The sequence below is a fragment of the Kitasatospora sp. NPDC088861 genome (genome assembly GCF_044750105.1).
Lineage (GTDB): Bacteria > Actinomycetota > Actinomycetes > Streptomycetales > Streptomycetaceae > Kitasatospora.
This window is the reverse complement of the sequence record NZ_JBIVJF010000005.1, coordinates 291,930-313,298: the sequence shown is the minus strand read 5'-3', so window position 1 is coordinate 313,298 and position 21,369 is coordinate 291,930. Positions and strand designations below refer to the sequence as shown.

The 21,369-nt window shown below is 74.8% G+C and carries 22 protein-coding genes and 1 pseudogene; 8 read left to right on the top strand and 15 right to left on the bottom strand.

From position 1 onward, the window contains the following. Positions 1-19: 19 nt before the first annotated feature. On the bottom strand, positions 20-685 hold the full coding sequence (locus ACIP37_RS12595; protein WP_400843755.1) for a hypothetical protein: 666 nt from the start codon (positions 683-685) through the stop codon (positions 20-22). 71 nt (positions 686-756) lie between these two features. After that, positions 757-1,404, bottom strand: coding sequence for a class I SAM-dependent methyltransferase (locus ACIP37_RS12590; RefSeq protein ID WP_363630540.1), 648 nt, complete (start codon positions 1,402-1,404; stop codon positions 757-759). Between the two features lie 285 nt (positions 1,405-1,689). Between ACIP37_RS12590 and ACIP37_RS12585 the strand changes: the two genes are divergently transcribed. After that, positions 1,690-4,047, top strand: coding sequence for a glycosyl hydrolase family 18 protein (locus ACIP37_RS12585; protein ID WP_400805874.1), 2,358 nt, complete (start codon positions 1,690-1,692; stop codon positions 4,045-4,047). Between the two features lie 75 nt (positions 4,048-4,122). Here the strand turns inward: ACIP37_RS12585 and ACIP37_RS12580 are convergent, their stop codons facing one another. Then, the gene (locus tag ACIP37_RS12580) at positions 4,123-4,893 is read right to left on the bottom strand and encodes a DUF4239 domain-containing protein (protein ID WP_063350621.1); all 771 of its coding nucleotides are present in this window, start codon (positions 4,891-4,893) and stop codon (positions 4,123-4,125) included. Positions 4,894-5,089: 196 nt separating this feature from the next. On the opposite strand from ACIP37_RS12580, the gene ACIP37_RS12575 reads away from it, so the two are divergent. Beyond that, complete coding sequence (locus tag ACIP37_RS12575) at positions 5,090-5,572, top strand: hypothetical protein (protein ID WP_400805878.1); 483 nt, start codon at positions 5,090-5,092, stop codon at positions 5,570-5,572. 702 nt (positions 5,573-6,274) lie between these two features. On the opposite strand, the gene ACIP37_RS12570 is transcribed toward ACIP37_RS12575, so the two are convergent. From ACIP37_RS12570 to ACIP37_RS12555, 4 genes are all read right to left on the bottom strand, one after another. After that, positions 6,275-7,684: a family 2B encapsulin nanocompartment shell protein gene (locus ACIP37_RS12570; protein ID WP_400805880.1), complete on the bottom strand. Its 1,410-nt coding sequence runs from the start codon at positions 7,682-7,684 to the stop codon at positions 6,275-6,277. Between the two features lie 588 nt (positions 7,685-8,272). Beyond that, positions 8,273-8,785, bottom strand: a complete 513-nt coding sequence (locus tag ACIP37_RS12565) for a hypothetical protein (protein ID WP_363587458.1) — start codon at positions 8,783-8,785, stop codon at positions 8,273-8,275. 220 nt (positions 8,786-9,005) lie between these two features. Then, the gene (locus ACIP37_RS12560) at positions 9,006-10,460 is read right to left on the bottom strand and encodes a PLP-dependent aminotransferase family protein (RefSeq protein WP_400805883.1); all 1,455 of its coding nucleotides are present in this window, start codon (positions 10,458-10,460) and stop codon (positions 9,006-9,008) included. A gap of 54 nt (positions 10,461-10,514) precedes the next feature. After that, positions 10,515-11,036 carry a universal stress protein gene (locus tag ACIP37_RS12555; protein WP_363587455.1) on the bottom strand — a complete coding sequence of 174 codons (522 nt, stop codon included), beginning with the start codon at positions 11,034-11,036 and terminating at the stop codon, positions 10,515-10,517. Between the two features lie 474 nt (positions 11,037-11,510). On the opposite strand from ACIP37_RS12555, the gene ACIP37_RS12550 reads away from it, so the two are divergent. Beyond that, entirely contained in the window at positions 11,511-11,906 is a 396-nt protein-coding gene (locus ACIP37_RS12550; protein ID WP_363617297.1) for a transglycosylase family protein, read from the top strand. 140 nt (positions 11,907-12,046) lie between these two features. Here ACIP37_RS12550 and ACIP37_RS12545 read toward each other — a convergent pair whose 3' ends face one another. Next, positions 12,047-12,985, bottom strand: a complete 939-nt coding sequence (locus tag ACIP37_RS12545; protein ID WP_400805886.1) for a hypothetical protein — start codon at positions 12,983-12,985, stop codon at positions 12,047-12,049. A gap of 223 nt (positions 12,986-13,208) precedes the next feature. Between ACIP37_RS12545 and ACIP37_RS12540 the strand changes: the two genes are divergently transcribed. Next, the gene (locus ACIP37_RS12540) at positions 13,209-13,565 is read left to right on the top strand and encodes a hypothetical protein (protein WP_400805889.1); all 357 of its coding nucleotides are present in this window, start codon (positions 13,209-13,211) and stop codon (positions 13,563-13,565) included. A gap of 19 nt (positions 13,566-13,584) precedes the next feature. On the opposite strand, the gene ACIP37_RS12535 is transcribed toward ACIP37_RS12540, so the two are convergent. After that, a complete protein-coding gene (locus ACIP37_RS12535) occupies positions 13,585-14,175 on the bottom strand; it encodes a pyridoxamine 5'-phosphate oxidase family protein (RefSeq protein WP_363630533.1) in 591 nt (196 codons plus the stop codon). Between the two features lie 188 nt (positions 14,176-14,363). Between ACIP37_RS12535 and ACIP37_RS12530 the strand changes: the two genes are divergently transcribed. From ACIP37_RS12530 to ACIP37_RS12515, 4 genes and pseudogenes are all read left to right on the top strand, one after another. After that, positions 14,364-15,329, top strand: coding sequence for a helix-turn-helix domain-containing protein (locus ACIP37_RS12530; protein WP_400805891.1), 966 nt, complete (start codon positions 14,364-14,366; stop codon positions 15,327-15,329). A 27-nt stretch (positions 15,330-15,356) separates the two neighbouring features. Next, positions 15,357-15,788, top strand: coding sequence for a VOC family protein (locus tag ACIP37_RS12525; protein ID WP_350879418.1), 432 nt, complete (start codon positions 15,357-15,359; stop codon positions 15,786-15,788). Between the two features lie 105 nt (positions 15,789-15,893). Further along, positions 15,894-16,772: pseudogene (ligD, locus tag ACIP37_RS12520) on the top strand (non-homologous end-joining DNA ligase); the annotation flags it as partial. Positions 16,773-16,832: 60 nt separating this feature from the next. Then, positions 16,833-17,687: a DNA ligase gene (locus ACIP37_RS12515; RefSeq protein ID WP_363587508.1), complete on the top strand. Its 855-nt coding sequence runs from the start codon at positions 16,833-16,835 to the stop codon at positions 17,685-17,687. 57 nt (positions 17,688-17,744) lie between these two features. Here the strand turns inward: ACIP37_RS12515 and ACIP37_RS12510 are convergent, their stop codons facing one another. The 6 genes from ACIP37_RS12510 to ACIP37_RS12485 all read right to left on the bottom strand — a co-directional run bounded on the left by ACIP37_RS12510 (position 17,745) and on the right by ACIP37_RS12485 (position 21,220). Next, positions 17,745-18,329 (bottom strand): type 1 glutamine amidotransferase domain-containing protein, encoded by a 585-nt coding sequence (locus tag ACIP37_RS12510; protein ID WP_363587443.1) that lies wholly within the window; start codon positions 18,327-18,329, stop codon positions 17,745-17,747. Between the two features lie 3 nt (positions 18,330-18,332). After that, positions 18,333-18,638, bottom strand: coding sequence for a PRC-barrel domain containing protein (locus ACIP37_RS12505; RefSeq protein ID WP_363587441.1), 306 nt, complete (start codon positions 18,636-18,638; stop codon positions 18,333-18,335). After that, positions 18,638-19,075, bottom strand: a complete 438-nt coding sequence (locus tag ACIP37_RS12500; protein ID WP_363587439.1) for a hypothetical protein — start codon at positions 19,073-19,075, stop codon at positions 18,638-18,640. The genes ACIP37_RS12505 and ACIP37_RS12500 overlap by 1 nt, the downstream gene beginning before the upstream one ends. A gap of 66 nt (positions 19,076-19,141) precedes the next feature. After that, positions 19,142-19,609: a hypothetical protein gene (locus ACIP37_RS12495; RefSeq protein WP_363587437.1), complete on the bottom strand. Its 468-nt coding sequence runs from the start codon at positions 19,607-19,609 to the stop codon at positions 19,142-19,144. A gap of 140 nt (positions 19,610-19,749) precedes the next feature. Further along, positions 19,750-20,349, bottom strand: a complete 600-nt coding sequence (locus ACIP37_RS12490) for a GNAT family protein (protein ID WP_363587435.1) — start codon at positions 20,347-20,349, stop codon at positions 19,750-19,752. A gap of 187 nt (positions 20,350-20,536) precedes the next feature. After that, on the bottom strand, positions 20,537-21,220 hold the full coding sequence (locus ACIP37_RS12485) for a TNT domain-containing protein (protein WP_400805896.1): 684 nt from the start codon (positions 21,218-21,220) through the stop codon (positions 20,537-20,539). Positions 21,221-21,369: the final 149 nt, after the last annotated feature.

The window sequence follows — 21,369 nt, the reverse complement described above, 5'->3', positions numbered from 1 at the left end:
GCGTACGCCCGCAGGCGGATCAGGCGTCGCCGTCCAGCAGGTGCTGGCGGACCTCCTGGAAGGTCCAGGCTCCGCCGGCCGGGCGGGCGAACACCCAGACCAGGTCGAAGCGGTCCGGCCAGGTGGCGGGTGCGCCGCTGCCGGCGGCGCCGAGCGCCTCGACGATCCGCGGGATCCCCGAGTGCTCCCAGCAGATCAGTACCGGCTGGGGCCCGGCCAGGGCGGCGCCGGCCAGGGCGGTCTCCTGGGACTCGGCGTACCCGGTGTCGACGGTCAGCCCGAGCTTGGCGGCGAGCGGGGTGACGGTCTGCCGCATCCGGTGCGCCCCCGCCAGTGGGCCCTGGTCGGCGGCGGCGAGGATCCGGGCGGGGGTGCGCAGGCCGGGCGCGGGCGGGGCGAACAAGGTGGGCAGCGCCCGGGCGCGGGACCAGCCGCGCTCGGTGAGGGACTTGCCGTCGTGGCCGCCGTTCTCGTCCAGTCCCGGGTGGCCGCCGTCCGGCTTCTCGCCGTGCCGGATGATCATCACCAGGGCCTCGCCGCCCGCGTCGCTCGCCCTGGCCGCGCCGGCCTCCTTGCCCGCCTTCTTGCCGGCCTTGCCGGAGGAGGCCGAGCAACCCGCCAGCAGCACCGGAGCGGCGATCGCCAGGCCGGTGAGCAGGGTGCGCCGGGTCGGCCGCGCCGCCACTCGGTGCTCCATCTCTCGGCCCCCCGTCACCTGGTCCCCCGCCACTCGGTGCCCCGTCACTCGGTCCCCCGTCACTCGGCACCCCGCTCCAGGCGCACCAGCGCGTCGACCGCGACGCCGTCGCCCTCGCCCTTGTGCCCGGGCTCCGGGCCGACCGTCCGGTGCACCCGTTCGGCCCGGACGGTGCGCAGGCCGCGGTCCGCGAGGTCGGCGAGGACGTCCTCCGGGGTGAACAGCACGGCCGGGTCCTGCGGGCCGCCGACGCCCTCGGTGAGGTTGCTCAGGTCGTGCCCGACCACCAGCAGGGTGCCGCCGGGAGCGAGCGCGGCGGCGGCGCGGCGCAGCGCGGCCCGCCGGTCCCGGGCGGGGACCTGGAGGTAGGCGATCAGGATCAGGTCGTAGCCGGCGGCGGGGGCCTCGAAGGTGCGGGCGTCGCCGTGCCGCCAGGTGAGCCGGTCGGCGACCTCGTCGGGCAGGTCGGCGGTGAGCCGCTCGGCACGTTCCAGGGCGACGGCGGAGTAGTCCAGCCCGGTGACCTCCCAGCCCCGGCCGGCCAGCCAGATGGCGTTGCGGCCTTCGCCGGCAGCCAGGTCGAGGGCGTGGCCGGGGACGTGGGCCGGGGTGAGGCCGGTCAGTTCGCGGACCACCCAGCGGTTGGGCTCGGCGCCCCACACCAGCTCGGTCGCGGCGTAGCGGTCGTCCCAGTCCTGGCTGTCCATCGCGAGTCCTCCGTTCGGCGGGCCTGCTCCGCAGCGGTCAACCTACCGGGCCCGGGCGTCGGCGGCCCGGAACGGTCCAGCGGGCGGACACCCTTGACGGCGAATATTGGTCCAGTCCAATCTGTGATGTCGTGACGCGAGCGGGTCAGCCGACCCGCCGCGCCCGCCGTCCGTACGTCGGCACGCTCCACCTGCCCGCGCGCCCCCACAGCGCCCGGGCGGCTCCCCCGGCCCACCCCGGGCCACGCACCGCCGGAAACCCCCACACATCCGGAGGACAACCGCATGCACGACCGCGTCATGCCCGCACGGCCCGCCCAGGCCGCCGGGCACCGGACCGCCCCGCGCAGACGGGCCATGGCCCTGGCCCTCGCCGCCACGCTCAGCACCAGCGGCGCCGCCCTCGCCCTGACCCTCAGCCCCGCCTCGGCCGCCCCGGTGAACCTGCTGGCCAACGGCGACTTCGAGGCCGGCACCCTGACCGGCTGGACCTGCTCCAACGGCTCCGTCGTCACCACCCCGGTGCACGGCGGGAGTTACTCGCTCAGCGGCGCGGCCTCGGCCTCCGACACCGCGCAGTGCCAGCAGACCGTCACCGTCCAGCCGAACACCACGTACACCCTGTCCGGCTTCGTCCAGGGCAGCTACGTCTACCTCGGCGCCACCGGGACGGGCGTCAACTCCTCGGTCTGGACACCCGGCGGCACCGGCTGGAACCAGCTGAGCACCACCTTCACCACCAGCGCCACCACCACCTCGGTGACGGTCTTCACCCACGGCTGGTACGGCACCGGCGCCTACTACGCCGACGACCTCAGCCTGACCGGCCCGGCCGGGCCCACCTCCACCGGCAGCCCGACCGCGAGCGGCAGCCCGACGGCCTCCACCAGCCCGACCGCGTCCACCAGCCCGACCGCGTCCAGCAGTCCGACCGCGTCCGGCAGCCCCACCGCGAGCGGCAGTCCGACGGCCAGCGGCAGCCCCACCGGATCCGGCAGCCCGACCGCGACGGCCACCGCCAGCGGCCCGGCCGGGGACGGCAAGGTCACCACGCCCACCGGCGTCGCCGTCACCAAGGTCACCGCGGGCGCCGTGGTGCTCACCTGGCAGCCCTCCACCCTGACCACCGGCGACGGCCCGATCGCCTACAAGGTGTGGTCCAACGGCCAGCTGGTCGCCACCTCGATGGGCACCTCCGTCGCCGTCAGCTCGCTGCTGCCCGGCAAGGCGTACACCTTCAGCGTCCAGGGTTACTCCGGCTCCCACGCCTCCGCCCAGTCCGCCGCGGTGAGCACCACGACGGCCGCCGCCCCCGCGCAACAGCCCGTCCGCTCGGCCTACTTCGACCAGTGGGGCGTCTACGAGAACGCGTACTACCCGAAGAACGTCGACACCAGCGGCGCCGCGGGCAAGCTGGACGTCATCCACTACGCGTTCGCCAACATCGACCCCACCAAGCTCACCTGCTTCCAGGCGGTGAAGGCCTCCGACTCGACCAACGAGAACAACCCCAACGCCGGTGACGGCGCGGGCGACGCCTACGCCGACTACCAGTCCGACTACAACTCCGGCACCAGCGTGGACGGCAGCAGCGACACCTGGGAGCAGCCGCTCAAGGGCAACTTCAACCAGCTGCGCCAGCTCAAGGCCAAGTACCCGAACCTGCGGTTCACCATCTCGATCGGCGGCTGGACGTACTCCAAGTACTTCTCCGACGCGGCCGCCACCGACGCCTCCCGGAAGACCTTCGTCTCCTCCTGTGTCGACATGTTCCTCAAGGGGAACCTGCCGACCGGCGTCGCGGGCGACGCCTCCGGCGGCGCGGCCACGGCGGCCGGCATCTTCGACGGCGTCGACCTCGACTGGGAGTACCCGGGCTCGGCCGGCGGCCACACCGGCAACCACTACTCCCCCGCCGACAAGCAGAACTTCACCCTCCTGCTCAAGGAGTTCCGCACCCAGCTGGACGCGATCGGCTCCGCCCAGGGCAAGCGCTACCTGCTGTCCGCCGCCCTGCCCAGCGGCCAGGACAAGATCGCCCAGCTGGAGACCGACAAGATCGGCAACTACCTCGACTACGCCGACGTCATGTCCTACGACATGCACGGCGCCTGGGACGCCAAGGGCCCGACCAACCACCAGGACCCGCTGCACGACAGCCCGGCCGACCCGACCACGCCGATCACCCCCGGCACCCGCAGGTACAACGTCGACACCATGCTCGCCGCGTACACCACCGGCCTGCCCGAGTACGGCATCCCCGGCGGCTTCCCGGCCAACAAGCTGGTGCTCGGCATCCCGTTCTACTGGCGCGGCTGGACGGGTGTCCCGGCCGGCTCCAACTACGGCCTGTACCAGAGCGCGACCGGCCCGACGGCCGCCAAGCCGCTGAGCCAGGAGGCCGGACTGGCCGCCTGGAAGGAGCTCAACCCGACCGCCGCCACCACCCACTGGGACCCGGTCACCGAGAGCAGCTGGGTCTACGACGGCACCAACTTCTGGACCGGCGACACCCCGCAGGCCATCCAGGCGCGCGGGGCCTACACCAAGAGCAAGGGCCTCGGCGGCCTGTTCGCCTTCTCCCTGGAGAACGACGACGCCTCCGGCACGCTGCTCAACTCCATGGACGGCAGCCTGCGCTGACGTCCGGCACGCCGGTGGGCCCGCGCGGATCTCCGCGCGGGCCCACCCGCTTCGGCGAGGTTCGGCGGGCCCTGCTCAGCCCTTGAGCCCGAGGGAGGGGAACAGGTCGACGAACGGCTGGGTGGTCACCGAGACGCTCCGGCCGAACGGATCGTCGAAGTCCCAGATCATGAACAGCAGGAACGCGATCAGCGCGCTGAAGCAGCCCGCCAGGATCAACTCCCTCGGCGTGCGCCGGATCTGCAGCGCGAACAGCATGCCGACGGTCACCACGGCACCGGTGATCAGGCCGAACCAGACGACCCCGGGCATGGTCGGCCCGGCGTTCTGCCCGCGCGAGTTGCGGGCGTCGTCGGCCTGGCTGATCCGGTCCATGATCGGCTGGTAGGACTGCGACTCCAGCTCGGAGGCCGGCGGCCGGGTGGCGACGTCCACCCGCAGCTTGTCCAGCAGTTCGGTGCCCTTGTCGGAGATCTCGCCGTTCTTGCGCATGTAGTCCCACTCGACCTTCACCACGTACGAGACGTAGGCGTCCACGTCGGCCCGGACCTGGTCGCGGAACTCGGCCGGGTAGACCACCGCCCGGTCGCTCACCTCCTGCAACGACTGCGCCTCCCGGAACAGGTCGTCCTGGGCGGCGCCGCGCGCCTCCCAGACACCCGCGAGGGCGAGGCCGAGGACGATCGCGTAGACCACGCCGATCATCATCGTGATGTAGTCGATGACGTCCGGGGTCTCGTCGACGTTCTTCTCGGTGCCCACCCGGCGGTGCCGCAGCACCACCACCGCCACCACGACGGCACAGGCCGCCGCCATCGCGATGGCCAACGCCAACCATTCGGACATGGGAACTCCCTTCTCTGGCTCGGCTTGTGACGGAACAAAGGATCGAGGCCGGCCCCGGGCCAGGCAGGTCGGGCTCCAGGGCCGGACCGGGGGCCGGGGCGGGCCGCCTCGGTGGGGCGGTCAGGACCGCCCGGAACGGCCGCGGCCGCGTCCACGGCCCGGGCGCAGGGCCGCCGCCGCCAGGATGGCGGGCACGGTGACCAGCAGCATGGTGGTCGTCGCCGGGGCGTTGTGGTGGTGCTGCGGCGGGACCGGCGGCTGCGCCGCCCGCACGTGGTACACGGGCTGCGCCGCCGGGGTCGGCCACAGCGGGCTCGGGCGCACCGGGCTCGGCGCGTCCGGGCTGGGGGCCACCGGGTCCGATGGGGGCGCGGGTGCCACCGGGGCCGGCGCCGGGGGTGCGGGCGGGTTCGGCGCGGGCGGCGGAGGGGGCGCGGGTGCCGTCGGCGGCGGGGTGGGCCCAGGTGTCCTGCTGGGAGCCGGCGTTGTCGGCGCGGGGGTCGGCGACTGCGTGGGGACGGGTGCCGGAGTCGGACTGGGCTTCGACGTCGGCGAAGGCGTCGGCGTGGCACTCGGCGTGGCACTCGGCGTCGGGGTCGCCGTCGGGCTGGGCGTGCGGGTGGGGCTCGACGTCGGGGTCGGCGTCGGCGTGGGGCTCGGGCAGGGGTGCGGGTGGTGATGGTGGTGGTGCCACCAATCCCCGTGCCACCAGTCCCCGTCGTGGCCCCCGTACCCGCCGTGCTCGTCGTCCGGGCGGCCGGGCGGCCGACGGACCCCCGTGGTGTCCGAGGGCCGTGGTGAGGCCGGTCCGGGCACGGCCCTCGGCGTGCGGCACGGGTGGTGCCGGTGCGGGAGCCCGGGCCCCTGGTGCCGCGCGTCGGCCGTCGGGGCGACGGTGACGCCGACCTGGACGTCCACGTCGACCCCGACGTTCACGTCCCCGCCCGGCCCGACCTGCACCGACACGTCCGTCGCGGTGCAGACGCAGGAGTCGACGGTCGTGCCGTACTGCTGCTCCCCGCCGTGGTGTTCGGTGCCGGACGCCGAGGCGCCGCCGACCAGGGCGCACATCGCGACCACGCCGACCGCGGCGCCGATCAGCCTGGTCCGCCGACCGGAGGCCACACCCCCACCGCCGTCCAGCGATATCCGTCGGGACTGCCGGCGCTGCGGCATGGGCTCCACTCACCTCTCGGGTCGCCGGGGACGGGATCAGAACAGGGCGATCCGCCCGGCCCGCAGGAGGACGCGGGCAGGCGTGATCAGACGTGATGAGGCACGATCAGGCGGACGGCCCGCCTTCCGGGGGCGGGCCGTCCGTCATCAGGTCAAACGATCTTCGAGCCGGCCGGTTACGGCCCGGCCCCGTTGTCGGCCGTCCTCAGTGGCGGCGGTGCGCGATCTCGACGTTCTCCAGGACGCCGACCGCGTCCGGCACCAGGATCGCGGCCGAGTAGTAGGCGCTGACCAGGTAGGAGATGATCGCCTTCTCGTCGATGCCCATGAAGCGGACCGACAGCGACGGCTGGTACTCGTCCGGGATGCCGTTCTGGTGCAGGCCGATGACGCCCTGGTTGTCCTCACCGGTACGGATCACCAGGATGGAGCTGGTGTTCTCCTTGGTGATCGGGATCTTGTTGCACGGCAGGATCGGCACCCCGCGCCAGGCCGGCACCTGCTGCCCGCCGAGGTCGACGTGGTGGGGGTACAGGCCGCGGGCGTTGAACTCGCGGCCGATCGCGGCGATCGTCCGCGGGTGGGCGAGCAGGTAGTCGGGGTCGCGGCGGCGGTTGAGCAGCTCGTCCAGGTCGTCCGGGGTGGGCGGGCCGGAGTGGGTCTGGATCCGCTGGTCGAAGTCGGCGTTGTTGAGCAGGCCGAACTCCGGGTTGTTGACCAGCTCGCGCTCCTGGCGCTCGCGCAGCGCCTCGATGGTCAGCCGGAGCTGGTGCTCGATCTGGTTCATCGGCTCGTTGTACAGGTCGGCGACGCGGGTGTGGACCTTGAGGATGGTCTGCGCGACGCTCAGCTCGTACTCGCGGGGCTTGAGCTCGTAGTCCACGAAGGCACCGGGCAGCTCGAACTCACCGTGGTGGCCGGCCGACATGGCGATCTCGGCCTCGCCGCGCTCGTTCTGGGCCTGCTGCGGCAGGGCCAGGAACCCGAGCAGGTGCTCCTGGAGGCTCGGCGAGTTGTCCCGGATGGCGGCGAAGTCACGGCGGGTCAGCGTGAGCGCGACGCCGGCGGTGGCGGTCGTGGCGGTGAACTCCCAGACGGCGTCCGGGTCCAGCAGGGCGTCGTCGCCGAAGCGGTCGCCGTCGCCGGCCACGCCGACCACGGTGTCGTCGCCGTACTTGCCGGTGCCGATCTTGTTGACCTTGCCGTGCGCGATCAGGAAGATCCGGTCGGCGGCCCCGCCCTGGGTGGTGAGCACCTCGCCGGGGCCGAAGTCGCGCTGCTCGCAGCGGTCGGCGAGGGCGGTCAGCACCTCCTCGTCCTCGAAGCCGCGCAGCAGGGCGAGCTCACCCAGCTCGGCGGGGATCACCCGGACCTGGGAGCCGGTCTTGATGAACTCGACCACACCGTTGCCGACGGTGTAGGTGAGCCGTCGGTTGACACGGTAGGCGCCGCCGGCGGCCTGTACCCAGGGAAGCACCTTGAGCAGCCAGCGGGAGGTGATCTCCTGCATCTGCGGTGCGGACTTGGTCGTGGTGGCGAGGTTGCGGGCAGCGGCCGTAGTGAGGCTGGACTGCTGCGGGACCTGCGCTGTCTCCGGGCTCGTGTCCACGGGCATCGGCAGGGGTCTCCATTCATCTGGTCGGATCACGCGGTCAGGGAAGGACGGCGACGGGGTCGCCCCGATCCACCCCGACTGATGCCATGACGGCTCATCAGACACGCGTATCGATGGGGGTGTTGGCGATTCATCGCGATCACGGCCACCGTCTCCCGGCGGCCCATCGGGAACCCTAGATCACCAGCGCCCGACCGGGCCCGCACGGAGGCCGACTACCCCCCGATAGGGTGAATCTGAAGCAGTCCCATTCCGCTCGGGCCCCGGGTCGCGAGAACATCCGTTCCCCGCCGCGGATCCCGCGCGACCGACGCCCGCGCGCGGACAGCGGGCAGCGGACAGGCGGCGTACCTCCCGTACGACATCGGCGGGAGCGGGTCGTCAACGGGGGGCCGGCACAACGGGGCCGACGCAACGGGGCCGGTCAGCGGCGCCCCGACCACGGGCATCGGCCCGCCACCGGGATCCGGGCACGCGAACGGCCCGTCAGGTGCCGGGACGGGGGCGGCCGGCACCTGACGGGGGATCGGGGATGCGCAGTGGGGGTGCGACGGGGAAGCGGCGAGGGAGCGCCGGTCGGGCGATGCGTCAGGCGCAGGCGATCTGACTGCCGGGGATGCCGACGATGCCGGAGTTCTTGGCCTCGCCCCCCTTGTACTCGTAGTACAGGTAGGAGTAGAAGTCGATCCTGGTCGCCGCCCCGCAGGTCGAGTCCGGCGCCACGGTGTAGGTGACCGTGAAGCTGCTCGTGGCACCGGGGGCGAGCGGCACGTTGTACCGGGCGATCCCGCCGTGGACGTTGTCGCTGCAGCCGTTGGTCTGGGTGCCGCAGGCCGTGGCGGTGAACTTGAGGCCGTTCTCCAGACTGGTCTGGTAGGTCGGCTGAACGCTCTGGTACACGAACTGGATCGGCGTGTCGTACGGGTTGCTGAGCGTCAGGGTCAGGGTGAACTCGCCGCCCCGGACGGTCGTTTGCCGGTCGGAGACGGCCGTGAACGGCAGCGGGGTGTCGGCCTGGGCGGGTGTGGCGGAGAGGAGCAGACCGACGGCGAGGGCCGGGCACGCGGCGAGGGCGACACGGCTCAAATGTGTTCTGCGCATGACCAAGGAGCGTAGGGCGCGGTACCGGTTCCGTTGCCCCGCTCCGCCCCGGTCCGTACCGACGCACGAGTCGGGGGCGGACACCGCGGACCACCCCGGCTGCGTTCCGCCCCCACCGCCCCGCCCGGGGCCCTATGCTTCGCCCGCCGTCCCGGACGGCCACCCGGAGCCGGTCGCCCGGCAGGCCGGTGCCGGTCCGGCCGCCCCGGGCCCGGCCGGTTCAGGCGGGCGGCGGCAGGATGTCGCAGAGCGCGGCGAGCGCCGCCGGGTAGGCGTGGTCGGGCGGCGTGGCGTAGCCCACGACCAGGCCGTCCATGGCCGGCATGGCCTCCGGGCCGATCCCCGGGTGCCGGTAGTCGGCGAGCCCGTCCAGGCCCAGGCCCCGGCGGGCGGCGGCCTGGAGCACCGCGTGCTCGGTGCCGGGCTCCAGCCGCAGGACGGCGTGCAGGCCGGCCGCGACGCCGGAGACCCCAATGTGCGGGGCGCTCCCCGCCAGCGCGGCCACCAACTGGTCGCGGCGCTCCCGGTAGCGGCGGCGCATCCGCCGCACGTGCCGGTCGTAGCCGCCGGAGTCGATCAGCTCGGCGAGGGTCAGCTGGTCCAACGCGCTGGCCCAGCCCTCGCGTTCGCCCTTGGCGGCGAGCACCCGGTCGACCAGATGGTCCGGCAGCACCATCCAGCCGAGCCGCAGCGCCGGTGACAGGCTCTTGCTGACCGAGCCGAGGTAGACCACCCGCTCGGGGTCGAGCCCCTGGACGGCGCCGACCGGCTGGCGGTCGTAGCGGAACTCGCCGTCGTAGTCGTCCTCCAGCAGCAGGCCGCCGCGCCCGCGCGCCCAGTCGACCACGGCGGCGCGGCGGCCGGCGTGCAGCGGTCCGCCGGTCGGGAACTGGTGGGCGGGGGTGAGCAGGGCCGTCCGGACGTCCTGACGGTGCGCCAACCCGCCGAGCCTGGCGCCGTGTTCGTCGACCGGAAGGGGCACGGTGGCGACCCCGGCGGCGGCCAGCAGCCCGCGGTGGAACCCCAGCCCGTACGCCTCGACGGCCAGCGGCCCGGTCGACTCGGGCGGCAGGGCGGGCGCCCCGCCGGCGAACAGCAGCCGCAGCGCGTGGGCGAAGCCCGAGCAGACCACGATCCGGTCCGGGTCGGTGCGCACCCCGCGGACGCGGGCCAGGTAGTCGGCGAGGACGGTGCGCAGTTCGCGCCGCCCCTGCGGATCGCCGGGCCCGAAGGCCTCGTTGGGCGCCGCGGTCAGGGCCCGGCGGGCGGCGGCCAGCCAGGCGGTGCGCGGGAAGGACGCGGCGTCCGGCCGGCCCTGGCGCAGGTCGTGGACGGGCCCCGGCCGCACGGAGGGTCGGGGGGACGGGCTCGGCGGGACGGGCTCGGCGCGCTCGGCGACGGCGGTGCCGGAGCCCTGACGGGCGGTCAGCCAGCCCTCCGCCACGAGTTCGGCGTACGCCTCGGCGGCGGTGTTGCGGGCCAGCCCGAGGTCGGCGGCGAGCGCGCGGTACGGCGGCAGTCGGGTGCCGGGGGCGAGCCGGCCGCTGCGGATCGCCTCGCGCAGGGCCGCCATCAGCGCGGCACGGCGGCCCCCGACGGCGGGGAGGTCGAGGTGCAGGTCGCTGCCGGTCGGGTGGGCGGGCCCGGTGGGGTGCGCGCCCGGCGTTTCCGTCATGGTCACGCACCCTACCCGCCGCCACCCGGCCCCCTGCCGGGCGGCCCGGCCGCGCTACGGCACCACGGTGACCGGCCAGCGGCCCGCCTTCACCAGGCGGACGGCGACCGAGCCGATCACCCGGTGCCCGGCCTGCTCGGAGGCGCCGACCACGACGGCGTCGGCGCGCAGTTCGTCCGCGAGCTTGGCCAGCCCCGTATAGGGGTCGCCGCGCATGGTGAGGAAGCGCCATTCCACCCGCCACACCTCCTTCACGTGGTGCTCGGCCTCGCGCAGGGCGGTCAGCAACTCGTCGGCGATCTCCTGAGTGGTCTCCTCCACCACGGCCCCGGCCAGCGCGGTGGCCGCGCCCAGGATCGGCTGGACGTACGCGACCGCGAGGGTGGCGCCCTGGCGGCGGGCCAGCCCGGCGGCGTAGGCGGTGGCGCGCCAGGAGGAGTCGGAGCCGTCCAGCCCCGCCAGGATCACCTTGGGCCCGTCCGTCCCCAGTTCGAAGCCCGCGGGGGCCGCTGCCGCCCTGGGCTCCCCGGCGCCGCCGACGGCCTCCACGTCCTCTGCATCGCTCTCGTTGCTCATGGCCCCGAGGCTATGCCCGCCACCGTGCGTGACCGGAGGGGGCCCTCCCGGTGAGGGTTGTGGCGCGGGCCACCCGGGGCGCCGGGCGGTGCGGCGATTTCGACACCGGGGGCTGGTGGGACGTCACGCGCTGTCGACGATGTGGGCGGGCTCACACGACTTTCGGCGTGACGCAGGCCACTTCGGCGGGTGGTTTGATCTTGCAAATGGTGGCAAATCGGGCCAAATCATGTCATTTCCTTGATCGTTACGCCCGGTAACGGCCCCCTGACGTGCCTAAACCTCCAAATCCTTGAAACCGCCTCAACCGCCCCCGTACCTTCGAATCCGTTGCACCAAGCACTCCGCTCCGGTCGGCTTCACCGCCCCGGAACCGGAACGGTGCCGGACCACGCGAGTGACGTGTCCCCCGAAACCAACGGCCTTCCGAGGGCCTGGTTCCGCGCGCTCGCAGCCTCCTCCGAAAGGAACCGCATGACCTTCCGTAACGAGACTGCCGCTGCCACCACCACCGCCACCCCGAAGCGCCGCAACCGCGTCCGGATGGCTCTGATGGCCGGGGCGATCACCGCCCTGCCGGTCGCCGGCCTCGTCACGGCCACCAGCGCCTCCGCCGCGCCGGCCACCGTCTGGGACAAGGTCGCCTCCTGCGAGGCCACCGGCAACTGGGCCGTCAACTCCGGCAACGGCTTCTTCGGCGGCCTGCAGTTCACCTCCAGCACCTGGGCCGCCTTCGGCGGCACCGCGTACGCCCCGCAGGCCCACCAGGCCACCAAGGAGCAGCAGATCGCCATCGGCGAGAAGGTCCTCGCCGCCCAGGGCCCCGGCGCCTGGCCGATCTGCTCCGTCAAGGCCGGCCTGGGCAAGTAGTCCCCACCCCCCGGCCCGCCTGTCCCGGGCCCCCGACGCCGCCGCACCCTCCCCGGGCGCGGCGGCGTCGTCGCGTTCCCGCCCGCTGCGGCCGACCGCACGCGCCGGCCTGCGGGCCGCGCCCACGGGCGGCGGTCGGGCTACCGGACCGGGGCCCGTTCCGGGCCGCCGCCGGGCGGGCCGGCCACCACCGTCACCGAGAAGTCGGTGTGCCAGTCGGGCGAGGGGCAGTCCTCCTGACCGGACACGTCCAGCGTCCCGCCGGACAGCACCTGGCCGGCGGTCGTCCCCGGATCGATCACCACGGCCGGGTCGATGAAGATCGCGTCCTGGTAGCGCGGCCCGACCCCGTAGTGGCAGGTCAGGGTCCGCGGCCCGGTGGCCGTGCAGTCGTACGGCGTCGGGCCGGTCAGCGTGGTGCGCTCCGGCACGGTGATCCGCACGTCGATCGGGTGGGTCGAGTACGACGGACCCGCGTTGTACACCCACAGCGGCAGGTCGATGGTGGCCCCGGGTGCGCCGGTGAGGTCGCCCGGCTGCGGCACCGGGTGCCCGGCCTGCCAGGCGGAGGAGGCGCCGACCATGAAGTGGGCCCGGGTGTCGGCGGTGGTGAAGCTGTACGGCGTGGTGTGGCCGGACTGGTCCGGGTCGCCCGGGTAGAAGGCCTGGACGTCACCGCTGATCGTGGTGAACGGCGAGGTGATCGGCGCGACGTACAGCGACAGCCGCTCCACGGACGTGGCCCCCGGCGCCAGGCCGGCCGGGACGGAATAGGAGCTGCCCGTCCCGAAGTACGTCAGCTCCACCGGCGGGTCGGCCGACTTCACCACGCCCGGCGGGGGCAGGTGGACGACCACCAGGGTCGGATCGGTGGTCGCCGCCGGGCCCTGGTTGGTGACGCGCACCTCCAGGGTCCCGTTCTCGCCCGGGACCACCGGGCCCCGGGGCGGGCAGAGCTCGACGGACAGCCGCGCGGTCGCCGACCGCTCCGCGCGCGGGGCGGTGACGGCCTGAGCCGGCCAGGCCACGAGTACTAGGGAGAGCGCGGCCAGGGCGGCGGCACGCAGGGTTCGCATCATGACCATCACGCTCCCCCCGTCCGACACTCAGGGCAACCGGATGAATGCCGTCCGTAGCGAGTCCGGCGGCGCCGTTCCGCTCCGGCACGAGCTTGCCCGGGGCCCCGGAGCGTACCGAGGTGGCGACGGTCCGGCCGCGAGCCGGTCACGAACCGACCCGGCGCACCGCACGGCAGGTACGGTCGGTTCGCCGGGACCGTAGGCGAATTCCACCGGGGGGACCATGCGCCGCACCTGGGCCCTGCTCGTGCTCGTGTCCTCGCTCGGGCTGGCCGCCTGCGATCCGCACACCGATCCCGGCCGCACGCTGCCGCCGGACGACCGGCCCGGCTACGCGATCCCCGCACCCAGCCCGCCCCACCCGCCGATGCCCGAGCTGCGCGGCCAGACCGTCCTGGCGGCACGGGCGCTGCTGCCCCTGTGGTACCCGGTCAGCGTGCGGGACGCCGGTCCGCGGGGGCGGGTCGTGGTGGTGCAGTGGGAGTGGCGGGTGTGCGGGCAGAGCCCGGCGGCCGGAGATGTGCTGACCGGGCAGGCGATCGGCCTGACCGCGATGCGCGTCGAGGAACCCTGCCCGTAGCGCGGGCCTGACGGGCCTGCTAGGTCCTGTCCGGTCGGGGCGGGAGCGGCAGCGGGAGAGCAGGGAGGCCGTCGATGCTGGTGCCGACGTACTGCTTGCCCTCGCAGTAGGTGCTGAACTCCTCCTCGTCCTTGCGGCCGAAGAACTGCGCGTGCAGTTCGCGGTCGGCGCGGTAGTCCATCAGCGGGACGGCGAACCCGCAGGAGTCGCTGACCCGTTCGGCCCGCACCAGCACGATCGCACGCAACCCGGAGCCGTCGACGGCCGGGTCGAAGCGGCCCAACAGCCCGGCGAAGCGCGGGTCGTCACGGAACACCGGCTCGCCCCGGCCGTGCACCCGCACCACGGTCGGCGGGCCGTCGAAGGCGCACCACATCAGCGTGATCCGGCCGTTCTCCCGCAGGTGGGCGATCGTCTCGGCGGTGGATCCGCCGAAGTCCAGGTAGGCGAGGGTGAGTTCGTCGATCACCACGAGCGTGCCGGAGCGGCCCTTGGGCGAGACGTTGACGTGCCCGTCGGTGGAGAGGGGCGCGGTCGCGACGAAGTAGAGGGGCTGCCGTTCGATGAACTCCCGCAGCCTGCCGTCGATGCTCTCGTACTGCTTTCCCATGCCCGCCAGTGTGCGCCCATCTCGCCTGGCAAGAAAGGATGATCCGCTGGGCGAGACGGCCGCCTCGCCGGGGGCGCCCACCGGGACGCCCGCAGAGCGGCCGAACTCGGCGGCCCCGGTGCGCATTTGTCCAAGACGCCCGCCCCCGCCGCGCGGCACGCTCGCCACCGGCCGCCGATACTGGGAACGTGACGACGGAAACCCCCGAGACGTCCGCAGCCGGCGCAACCGGGCCCGCGGCCGCAGCCACAGCCGACGAGGCCGCAGACACGGCCGCCGACACCGACGCCGGCCTGGTCGACGAAGCCGTCCGCGCCCGGCCCGCGCCCGCGCTGCGCCCGTACGTGGCCTGGTACTCCGGGTACCGCCAGCGCGGCATCCCGCCCGCCCTGCACCGCGGCCTGCCGTCCCCGTACCTGACGTTCATCCTCACCCTGGACGAGCCACTGGTGATCGCCGGGCACCCCGACCCGACGCAGCTGCCCGGCAGTTACCCGACGCTGCTCGGCGGCCTGCACACCGGCCCGGCGCTGATCACCCACGACGGCCGGCAGTCCGGCGTGCAGATCGCCGTGCACCCGCTGGCCGCCCGGGCGCTGTTCGGGCTGCCCGCCGGCGAGCTGGCCGGGATCGACCTCCCGGCGGAGGAGGTGCTGGGGCGGCTCGGCCCGCGCCTCCAGGAGCAGTTGCAGTCCGCGCGCACCTGGTCCGAGCGCTTCGCCGTGCTGGACCGGACGCTGCTGCGGGCCGCCCGCCCGTCCGGGCAGGTGCCGCCGGAGGTCGGCTGGGCCTGGCGGGCGCTGCGGCGCAGCAACGGCGCCCTGCCGGTGGCGGCGCTGGGCCGGGAGACCGGCTGGAGCACCCGGCACCTCCAGGAGCGGTTCCGCCGGGAGACCGGTCTGACGCCGAAGGCCGCCGCCCGGGTGATCCGCTTCGACCGGGCCCGCCATCTGCTGGCCGCCTCGCCGCCGCCCCGGCTCGGCGACCTGGCCGTCCGCTGCGGGTACTTCGACCAGGCGCACCTGGCCCGGGAGTTCCGTGCCCTGGCCGGGGCCGCGCCGAGCGCGTGGCTGGCGGCGGAGGGGCCGGAGGAGGCGAAGTTCCGAAACGTCCAAGGCGGGGCGGGTGCGGCGGCCGCAGAGTGGGAGGCGTAAGCAACCCGAGCCCCCGAGGAGACAGCCATGGACGGCACCGCCCCCGCCCCACAGGTCTGGCCCAGCCTGCGCGCCACCGACGCCCGGGCCCTGATCCGCTTCCTGGTCGACGCCTTCGGCTTCCAGGAGGTCGTCGCCTACGGTGAGGGCGGGTTCGTCGCCCACGCCGAACTGGCCTGGCCGGAGGGCGGCGGCGTGATGCTCGGCTCCGACCGGGAGACGCCCGAGGGCGGCGCGCCCTGCCCGGGCCGGCCGGGCGGTTTCACCGCGTACGTGGTCACCGCGGACCCGGACGGCGTGCACGACCGCGCCGTCGCCGCCGGGGCCCGGATCACCACCGCGCTCACCGAGACGGACTACGGTTCGCGCGACTTCGCCGCCGCCGACCCGGAGGGCAACCAGTGGTACTTCGGCACCTACCGGGGTGCGCCGCGGCCCGCCGCCCCCGCGCGGGGCTGAGCGGCCCGCCTCCGACGCCGGTGGACCGGCTGCGCCCCCGCCGCCGCCCGGGCAGACTGGCTGCGGGGGCCACGCACAGGCCCACCCAGGCTCCGGGGAGCACCCATGCCGCAGCTCACGGTGGACGGGCGCACCCTCGCGCTCTCCCACCTCGACAAGGTGTACTACCCGCGCACCGGCACCCTCAAGGGCGAGGTGCTGCGCTACTACGCCGCCGTGCACGGCGCCCTGCTCCCCCACCTGCGCGACCGCCCGGTCTCCTTCCTGCGCTGCCCGGACGGCGTGGAGGCCGAGGTGTTCATCGCCAAGAACCCGCCGGCCGGCACCCCGCGCTGGGTGCGCACCGTCGAGGTGCCGAGCAGCGGCGGTGGCCTGCGCCAGGTCGTCCTCGACGACGGCGCCGCGCTGCTCTGGGCCGCCAACCTGGGCTGTCTGGAACTGCACGTCCCGCAGTGGCACGCGGCCGCGCCCGGGCTCGCCGACCGCCTCGTCCTGGACCTCGACCCCGGTGCGGGCGCGTCCGTCCTCACCTGCCGCACCGTCGCCGTCCTGCTGCGCGAGCGGCTCGCGGCGGACGGCCTGGCGGCGTGGGTGAAGACCTCCGGCTCCAAGGGCCTGCACCTGCTGGTCCCGATCGAGCCCACTCCCAGCACCCGGGTCTCGGCGTACGCGAAGGCGCTCGCCGCCGCCTTGGAGGGCGACCGCCCGGAGCTGGTGGTGCACACCATGGCGAAGGCCCGGCGGGCCGGCCGGGTGCTGGTCGACTGGTCGCAGAACAACGCCAGGAAGACCACCGCCGCGCCGTACACCCTCCGGGCCCGGCCGCTGCCGACCGTCTCCACCCCGCTGACCTGGGCCGAGCTGGAGCGCGCCGGCACGGCGGACGACCTGGTGTTCACCCTCGCCGAGGTGCCGGAGCGCCTCGCCGCCCACGGCGACCTGTTCGCGCCGCTGCTGGACCCGGAGCGGGCCCGGCCGCTCCCCACCGGCCCGGCGACCCGGCAGGAGCAGCCCCGCCAGGTGCTCCACCCGCCCGTCGAGGTGATGCGCCCCGCCGCCGTCACCGCCGTCCCGCCCGCCGACGGCCTGGGCGGCGCGGGCGTGCAGTACGAGCTGAAGCTGGACGGCTTCCGCTGCGTCGCCTTCGCCCGCGGCGCCCGCCCGCCCGTCCTGCAGTCCCGTACCGGCCGCGACCTCGCCCCCGAGTTCCCGCCAATCGCCGCCGCCGTCGCCCGGCTGCCCGAAGGGCTGGTGCTGGACGCCGAACTCGTCGCCTGGCGGGCCGGCCGGTTCGCCTTCGGGGAACTGCTGCGCACCCGCCGGGCCCGGGCCGCCGCCCCGGACGTCGTCCTCGGCCTGATCGCCTTCGACCTGCTCGCCCTGCCGGGCCGCGACCTGCGCCGGCTGCCGCTCACCGACCGGCGCCGGCTGCTGCTCGCCGCGCTGGCCGACGTCCCTCCGCCGATCCAGCCGGTACTGGCCACCACCGACCGGACGGAGGCGCTGGACTGGATGGCCCGCCTCGCCGACACCGGCGTCGAGGGCCTGGTCTGCAAGGCCGCCGGCTCCCCCTACCGCCCGCGCGGCACCGGCCGTGCCTGGGTCAAGTACCGCCGCAGCGACACCCTCGACGCCACCGTCCGCGCCTTCACCGGTCCGGCCTCCCGTCCGCACGCCCTCGTCCTCGAACTCGACGACGGCCGGGTGCTCCTCAGCACTCCCCGGCTCACCCCGGTCCAGGCCCGCGAGGTCGCCGAGGCCGTCGGTCCCCTCGCCGGCCCGCCCGTCACCGACCCCGAGCACGGCCCGGTCCACCCCCTCACCGGACCGCTGCGCGCCGAACTGACCCTCACCGGCCGCCCACCCGTCGCCGCCTTCGTCCGGCTGCGCGGCGACTGACCCCCCTGCGCAGCTCGCGCCGGGCACGCCGGGAACTCCCCGGGGCGGGAAGCGGGTTCACCCCTTCCGCCGCTTCGCCGCGTGGACGAACTCGGTGACCAGGGTGTCGTTGAAGACCGGCAGGTCGGCGGGTCGGCGGCTGGTGACGAGGGGGCCGGGGCCGGCGCGGCAGACGTGCACCTCCTCGTCCACCCAGTGGGCTCCGGCGTTGCGCAGGTCGGTGCGCAGGCTCGGCCAGGAGGTGAGGGTGCGGCCGCGGACGGCGTCGGCCTCGATCAGGGTCCAGGCGGCGTGGCAGATCGCGGCGACCGGGCGGCCGGAGGCGCAGTAGGCGCGGACGAAGACCACCGCGGCCTCGTCCAGCCGTAGCGCGTCGGGACTCGCGACGCCGCCGGGCAGGACCAGGCCGTCGAAGGCGGACGGCCGCGCCCCGGCGACGAGGAGGTCGACGGCGAAGGTGTCGCCCGGGGCTCGGTGCCGGACGGCTTGGACGCGGCCGGGCCCGGTGGACAGCAACCGCGGGGTGCCGCCGGACTCGGCCACCGCCTGCCACGGCGAGGTCAGCTCGACCTGCTCCGCCCCGTACGGCGCGACCAGGAAGGCGATCGTCCGGCCGGTGAGCGTGGTGGACGGCCAGCCCATGGCTCAGCGCCGGTGTGGGTCGCAGGCGGAACCCAGGTGGACGGCGGCGGCCGGGGCGGGGCTGAGCCGGGCGCGCGGGCAGTCCAGGTGGACGGTCAGCTCCAGGTGGTCGATCCGCGACACCAGACCGACCGGAACGGACAGCCGGGTGCCCGCCACCCAGGGCCCGGCGTCGATCAGCAGGTGGTCCCCGGTGTCCTGTTCGACCCGGCCGAGCGGGCCGTCGGTGGCCTGCACCTCGTACCCGGTCAGGTTCAGGTCGGCAGCGTGGTGGGGTCCCGGACGGTACTCCCACAGGTCGGTGGTCATCACGCCTCCGGTTGGTCCCAGGGGCGGCGTTCGCGGCGCTCGTCCCGGTCGGGGGGTGCGGCACGGTGTTCGCCCCGGTCCCGGCCCGCAGCCTGGTCCCGGCCCTCACCCCGGCCCGCGGCCCGGCGGCGCAGCAGCGCCGAGGTGGCGATCGCCGCCGCCACCGAGGCCGCCCACACCAGCCCGAGGGCGGTCAGCACCGCGGTGGTCGGGGTCCGCACGCCGATGCTGAGGCAGATCGCGGACATCACCAGGGCGGTCAGCACCACCCCGGCGGACAGGCGGCGCCCGACGCCGCGCAGCACGCGCCGGGCCCGGCTCGGCGACTTGGCGCCCATCGTGCTCAACTTCCGGTCGAGGCGCGTGTCCTGGCGCAGATCGGACTCGATCTCCTCAAGGAGCCGTCGCTCCCATCCGCTCAACGCGGGTCCGTCCATCTCGGTCACCTCCGACACTTCCGGTGACGTGCTCGCACCCGGGCGGTTGCCCGGTACGGGCAGGCGCTAACCGCTCAGGGGGCCGCCGGTTGCGGCGTGTGGTGCGGCGCCGGCGGCGGCGCCCACGGGGCCGAAGGCCCGGGGCCGGGCCAGCAGGCTGTCGTCCAGGACGCGCAGCAGAGCGTCGGCGTCGCGGTGGACCTCGACCGCGCCCGCCGCCCTCAGCTCGGGGCCGGCGTCCGCACCGGCCGCCAGGGCGACGCACGGCACCCCGGCCCGCCGCGCGGCCAGCACCTCGCGCACGCTGCCGGCCACCGCCACGGCGTGCGGCGGTGTGCCGCCGACCAGTTCCAGCGCGGCCCGCACCGGGTCACGCCCGGGGGCGGTCACGGTCAGGGCCGGTGCCCCGCCCGGCCCGGGCCCGGTCAGCACGACCGTCCAGCCCCGGGCGGCGCACTCGCGCAGCAGTTCGGCGGAACCGGGCGGCGCAGGGCGCCAATCGGTACCGAAGAGAGCCGCCGAGATCACCGTCATGGCCGACCGTTTCCCTTCCCGGGCCACGCACCGTACGCGCCCTTCCAGGTTAGGCCGCTCCCCCGCCGTGCGCGCAGCCTGCGGCCCACCGGTTTCCCGGCACCGGGAGGACCCGCGCGGCGGCCGGTCGGCGAACCCGGCTACCCGGCGTCCGGGTCGGTGGCGAGGCGGGCGTGGAGGTGTTCGTCGACGTAGTCGCCGTCGCCGTAGCGGTAGGAGGCCCGGGTGGTGCCCTCGTGGCGGAAGCCGCCGCGGTCGGCGACGCGGCAGGAGGCCTCGTTGCCGACCGCGTGCCAGAGCTCGATGCGGCGGGCGTCGGCGGTGGCGACGGCCCAGCGGGTGACGGCGGTGACGGCGCGGGTGGCGATGCCCCGGCCGCGGACGGTGGGGAGCAGCCAGTAGCCGACCGTGGCGATGCCGTCCGACTGGTCGGTCCAGCCCAGGAAGGCGTTGCCGTGGAGGGTCCCGTCGAGGGCGTCGGTGATCGCGAAGGCGGCCGCGCGCCCCTCGGCCCAGCCGGTGTCGCAGCGGTCGAGGTAGGCCTCGGCGCCGGCCGGGTCGGCGATGCGCAGCGGGTTCCAGCGGGCGATCTCCGGGTCGGCCGCGGCCGCCACCAGGGCCGGGACGGTGCCGCCGGGCACGTCGAGGGCCCTGCCCCAGGGGCGCAGCGCGACGTCGCCCAGGTCGAGGGTGGCGGGCCGCAGGACGCGCCGCTCGGCGGAGGTCTCGGTAGTGCTCATCCGGCCTTCCTATCCCGCCCGCTCCGGTGCCCGCCAGCGAATTTTCCCGGCCGGCAATCCGCCCCCGCCCGGCCGGCGGGGGCGTGCGGACCGGCCGGTGGTCGAGCGGCCCGGCGGTGACGCCCGAGACGTCCAGTGAGCGGGGCGGCGCACGGCGGGCCCGCCGTGCGCCGCCCGGACGGCCGGGTCAGACGATCCGGGACAGGTACCCGTTGTCGACCAGCCAGAGCACGTTCAGCTTGGCCGGGCCGCCGGACACCAGGCTCGCGTCGAGCTGGTACTGCAGGCCCCAGCCGGGCTGGCCGAACCACGGGGCGATCGGGCCGGCGTGCACCTTGAAGGGCTTGACCACCTTGTAGTCGTGGTAGTTGCAGCCCGCCGACGGGGTGCCGTCGAGGCTCTGCGGCGGGATGGAGCGGGTGGAGTAGGGCAGTCCCTCGGGGGCGAGGAAGGCGCCGTACTCGCTGCCGTAGCGGTCGATGTTCTGGTTCGGGTAGAGCGTGAGATCGAACTCGACCGGGGTGCCGTCGGGCAAGGTGACGTAGCCGTCGGACGGCGGGTAGATCCAGCCGCCGGCGCCGTTGTTGCTGGCCGGGTCGTAGTAGGTGGTGAGGAACTGCTGCTCGCTCAGGGAGCCGGTGCGCTGGTACCCGACGAGTTCCCTGCCGACCCGGCCGGTGGTGGGCAGGTCGGCGGGGCCGAGCCGCTTGTCACCCTGGTAGAAGTCGGCGGAGCACTCGTCGGAGGGCGTGGCGGCCCGGGCGGAGGTGCCCGCGGTGGCGGTGTCGGCCGCGGCGGCCGGGATGCTCGGGGCGATCAGGGCGGCGGCCGCGGCGAGTGGCGCGACGAGCAGGCGAAGGCGAAGGCGCACGGTGTCTCCGTCGTGAGGGGGGTCGCACGGAGGGGGCGTCCTGCTCACCCTCCGTGTCCGTTTCGGCACCAGGCAAGCGGATCAGCTGATCATCCGTCAACACGACTTGGCCGAAGGCGCACCGAATTCCCCGGTTCCGGCCAACCCCC